Source organism: Deinococcus sp., assembly GCF_018260405.1.
Lineage (GTDB): Bacteria > Deinococcota > Deinococci > Deinococcales > Deinococcaceae > Deinococcus.
Map to the genome: position 1 here is coordinate 1 of NZ_JAGLBG010000137.1, position 4,874 is coordinate 4,874.

4 protein-coding genes are annotated in these 4,874 nt (G+C 60.9%); all 4 read left to right on the forward strand.

From position 1 onward, the window contains the following. Nucleotides 1–455: 455 nt before the first annotated feature. A complete protein-coding gene (locus QZ269_RS12060; protein ID WP_291426954.1) occupies nucleotides 456–1,295 on the forward strand; it encodes a hypothetical protein in 840 nt (279 codons plus the stop codon). A 340-nt stretch (nucleotides 1,296–1,635) separates the two neighbouring features. Next, a complete protein-coding gene (locus QZ269_RS12065; RefSeq protein WP_291426955.1) occupies nucleotides 1,636–2,307 on the forward strand; it encodes a PspA/IM30 family protein in 672 nt (223 codons plus the stop codon). 479 nt (nucleotides 2,308–2,786) lie between these two features. After that, nucleotides 2,787–3,488, forward strand: a complete 702-nt coding sequence (locus QZ269_RS12070) for a hypothetical protein (RefSeq protein WP_367272294.1) — start codon at nucleotides 2,787–2,789, stop codon at nucleotides 3,486–3,488. Further along, the coding region (gene dxs, locus QZ269_RS12075; protein WP_291426956.1) for a 1-deoxy-D-xylulose-5-phosphate synthase at nucleotides 3,485–4,874 on the forward strand (1,390 nt) is incomplete at its 3' end. The genes QZ269_RS12070 and dxs, both read left to right, overlap by 4 nt.

A 4,874-nucleotide genomic window follows, 5' to 3' on the forward strand; every position in this document is an offset into this window, starting at 1 on the left:
AATCTGTCCGCGTCGCTGCTGTTTTTCTTCAGCATTACGCGCACGGATAGGACGGGAGGATGGAGTGACCACACGCCGCAACATACTGTTCTGCTGTTATGCTCACAGTGAAACTCTTCACGACTTAGAAAAACTCCCGGTCATTAATTGTATGATCTGATCTTTATTTTTGTTTCTGTCGCATAGAAAGAAATACGGCTCCTGCTTGCGTGTTGTCTCCTAACAGGCACGGCAAGTAAACAAAAACAGTGGCCGCGTTCAACGCATTTCCCGTCCCAGTCAAGATCGCCGCTTAGATCGAGCTTTTTGCCAAGCTATCCAGCGACAAAATTAAGTAGTCCCGTGCTGAAGACAAGGTTTGGAAAAACTTCTGAACAGGGCTGTTCATGCCAGGCAGCCTTTTCTGGGCACGGCACATGAGTGACGTTCTCATGCGGGGCCACTAAGATGCTCCCATGCGCTTTCAAACTCAATTCAGGACTCTCCTGACACTCAATCTGCTGCTGATGGGTGCCACCGCGTTTGCCCAGACGACACAGCCGACGGGAGTAACTCCTGCGCCTGCCAAGGCGGCGAGTCCAGCCCCCGTGACCACTTCAGTAGCTCCCCGCGCAGGCGTAGTGGCGGCCTCCGGACTAACCAGCCCATCAGCCAGCGCCACCGCCATCACAGTCAACCGGGCCATCAAGGGCCAGTTCCTGAACTGTCCGGCCAACCTGAAAGTCAGCCAGCTGGCGGTGTGCTTGTACGTCAAGGCCGCCTCCAGCAGCCTGCAACCCGCCATCAAGTCCAGCCTGGGTAACCTGGTGCTGGGCGACTGGAAAACGGCGGGCAAGGCCAGCAGCCTACTGGTGCGCGAAAGCGCCGACGGCAAGCTGGGAGCCTTCGTGCTGCTCAGCGCCCTGACGCCCACCGAGTCTCTGGTGGTTATCGACGGAATTACGCTTAAAGCAGCGGCCAAACCTGCCGCGCCTGCCGGAGTCGTCAAGGGGCAACCCTACCTGCTTGACCGGGACCTGGCGGGCGTGGTCAACGTGGTCAACCTGGGCGGCGGCAAGTACCGCCTGAACGTGGCGGGCCAGACGGCCATCACCATCACTTCCGGCTCGAAAACGGCGCAGCGGGCGGGCGGCAACGTGGATTTACCCCTGGCTCCGGTCAGCGACGGCAAGAACCTGATCTACCCTGTCTCGGGCCTGCGGGCGCTAGGCTGCACCACAACCGACGCGGGCAAGGGAATCACGATTGCCTGCGGCCCCGACAGCGTGGGCATTACCCCCATCGTTTTCCAGTAAACCCGCACCAACCGGTGATGACGCGGTTGGTTGATGTGGTTTTCTGGGCCAATGAAGGGCCAAGCACACTGAGTTCGTAGACGACAGTGCTTCTCACGTATAAACTCGCACAGCTGCGCCGCCAGGTTTGGCGGAAGGAACACGCCGGGCGCACTTCCGGCTCCAGCCCCACCAGCAGCACCAGAATGCTCACCACGATGGTCAAGCGAGGTTGACTCCGGGGAGCGCTTCAGTCTGGTTCATGTGCTCTTCAGCGTCCCTTGAGAAAAGGGCGCGGGGTGAATTTGTATGGAACCCTTGGCGGGCAGGCTGCGTAATGATGAATGGAGGAGGAACAACTATGACTATTCTTGACCGCTTATCCCGACTGCTGCGTGCCAATGTCAACGACCTGATTTCCAAGGCGGAAGACCCCGCCAAGATCATCGACCAGGCGCTGCGCGATATGCGAGGCGCTTACGGTGATGCCCGTAGCGAAGTCGCCAGTGCCATGGCCCAGGCCGCCAAGCTGGAACGCGAAGCCAACACCAACAGCACCCTGGCCGCCGAATATGAGAAGAAGGCTGAAGAAGCCCTGCGCGGCGGCAGCGAAGATCTGGCACGCGAAGCCCTGCGCCGCGCCCAGAACCACAAGGACCTCGCCAAGGGGTTCCAAGAGCAGCAGCAGATTCAGCAGAGCACCATTGACCAGCTCAAGACTCAGCTGCGCGCCCTGGAAGCCAAGATCGACGAGATGCAGTCCAAGCAGACCTTACTGGCGGCCCGTCAGAAGACCGCTCAGGCGGGGGCCACCCTGGAAAAAGTTTCGGGCTTCGACAAGGCGGGCGGCGCAATGAACGCCTTCAACGAGATGGAACAGAAGGTTGCGGGTATGGAAGACCGCAACAAGGCCATGACCCAGCTGCGTACCGAGGGCGACTTCGACGCGCAGCTTAAGGACCTGGGCCGCGACAAAGACGTGGACGACGCCTTGGCCGCCCTCAAGGCCAAGGTTCAGGGTAACGGGCAGTAATAGTCATACGGACTGCCGTCTGTTTCGTTGACTACCCGCCTAGGTGCTGGGTGGCCAATCCCGCGCCCGGAACGTGTTTCTTTCCTGCTCGCTCTGCGGCGCAACTCTACGAGTCCGCCCGAGTTGAAAGGTCTTGCCTTTAATCCAAGTGCAAGCGAGTCGGAAAAGATGCGGATTGCGCGGTATGAAGGCACAGGTGGCACCTTCTTGGTCAAGACGGACTCGCTTGAGCAAGCTTGACCGCTTCTTGGTCAGAACGGCACCCAGGATGGGGCCTGACCGCTTCCCCACTGCGCCGAGAGCGCAAGCCGCGTAAGTCTTCAGAACTGATTTTGAGGGAGAGGCGGGCCAAGCGCCTGTCTCTCTTTTTTCTCTTTGTGTGACCCAGCGGGCGCACACCGACTGAACATGACAGGAAGGTCATGCTTTTGGGGGTTGTCACGCCTTCAAGAAAGGAAAATGCTGACAGAATGATGCGCATGATGCCTTCCGCCTCCCGCCTGTTGCTGGTCACTGCCACGGTTCTCGCTTGCGCCGCTGCCCTGAGCAGTTGCGCACCGCGCCAGCAGCAGCGCGGCACCGTGATCACCTCGACCACTAGTTTTAGCAGCGTGTCGTTTTATCCCAGCGAAACGGGACTGGCCTGGACCTATCTGCCCGAAGGCGACGTTTCGACCGAAGCGCCCTACGTCGTCAAGCAGCTCGGGCCAACCGTGTTTAACGGCATCCCGGTGCTGGCCGCTCAGATGACCGGGCGCGGCGCCGAGCAGACGTGGTACCGCACGGTGGATGACAGCGGCGTCAAACTCTTTGGCCTCCGTAAGCCCGGCGTGACCATCAGCCTGAATCCGGCGTGGCAGGAAGCCCCGGCGGTAGGAGCCTGGAAAGTCGGCCTGAGCTGGGAAGGCAGCAGCCAGGTCACGGTGTCCGACGACGCGGGCAAGGTGCAGGCCAACGGCACCCTGAAATACCGCTACGACGTGCAGGATTACCGCCAGGTTAAGACGCCCGCTGGAACCTACAACGTGTGGGTCGTCACGCGCCAGATCACCGACACGGTAGGCGGCCTGTTTCCGGCGGCGCAGCAATACTGGTTCACGCCGTATGTGGGCGATATCCGCACGCCCGAAGCCCTGCTGATGACTGGCCGCAACTTCACCTCCAAAGTCGGTGAGAAGTGACTAAGAACTCCAAGTTACAGGCGCTGCCCAGGGCTATCGTAGGCACCCCGCTGCTCGACGAGATCAGCAGCCCACAGGAACTTAAGCAGCTGACGCGCGAGCAGCTGCCCGAACTGTCGCAGGAGCTGCGCGACGAAATCGTGCGAGTGTGTTCGCAGGGCGGCCTGCACCTGGCAAGCAGCCTGGGAGCTGTAGAGGTAATCACCGCGCTGCATTACGTGCTGGACTCGCCACGCGACCGGATTTTGTTCGATGTGGGCCATCAGGCGTATGCCCACAAGATTCTGACCGGTCGGCGCGACCAGATGATTACCATCAAGAAAGAAGGCGGCCTCAGCGGCTTTACCAAGGTCAGCGAGTCGCCCCACGACGCGATTACCGTGGGCCACGCCAGCACCAGCCTGGCGAACGCGCTGGGCATGGCGATGGCGCGGGACGCCCTGGGCCAGAATTACCACGTAGCGGCCGTGATTGGTGACGGGTCGCTGACGGGGGGCATGGCGCTGGCGGCGCTGAACACCATCGGCGACCTGCAACCCAAAATGCTGATCGTGCTCAACGACAACGAGATGAGCATCAGCGAAAACGTGGGGGCGCTGAACAAATTCATGCGCGGCCTGCAAGTGCAGAAGTGGTTTCAGGAGGGCGAAGGCGCAGGCAAAAAGGCCGTCGAGGCCATCAGCAAGCCGCTCGCCAACTTTATGAGCCGGGCCAAGAACAGCACGCGGCATTTTTTCGACCCCGCCAGCGTCAACCCGTTTGCGGCGATGGGGATGCGCTACGTCGGCCCGGTAGACGGCCACAACGTCCAGGAACTGGTGTGGCTGCTGGAAAAACTGGTAGACCTCGACGGCCCGACCATCCTGCATGTGCTGACCAAAAAGGGCAAGGGCCTAAGCTACGCCGAGGCCGACCCGATCTACTGGCACGGCCCTGCCAAATTCGACCCCGCCACCGGCGAGTTCAACGCCACTAACGCCTACTCGTGGAGCGCCGCCTTCGGAGACGCCGTAACCGAACTGGCCGCTCAGGACCCGCGCACCTTTGTGATTACCCCGGCCATGCGCGAGGGGAGCGGCCTGGTGGAGTACAGCCGCAAGCACCCGCACCGTTATTTGGATGTGGGCATCGCCGAGGAAGTCGCGGTCACGACTGCGGCAGGCATGGCGCTGCAAGGGCTGCGGCCCATCGTAGCGATCTACAGCAGCTTTTTGCAGCGGGCCTACGATCAGGTACTGCACGACGTCGCCATCGAGAACCTCAACGTGACCTTTTGCCTCGACCGCGCCGGAATCGTGGGGGCCGACGGCGCGACGCACAACGGTGTGTTTGACCTGAGCTTCCTGCGGAGCATTCCGCACATGCACATCGGCGTACCCAAAGACG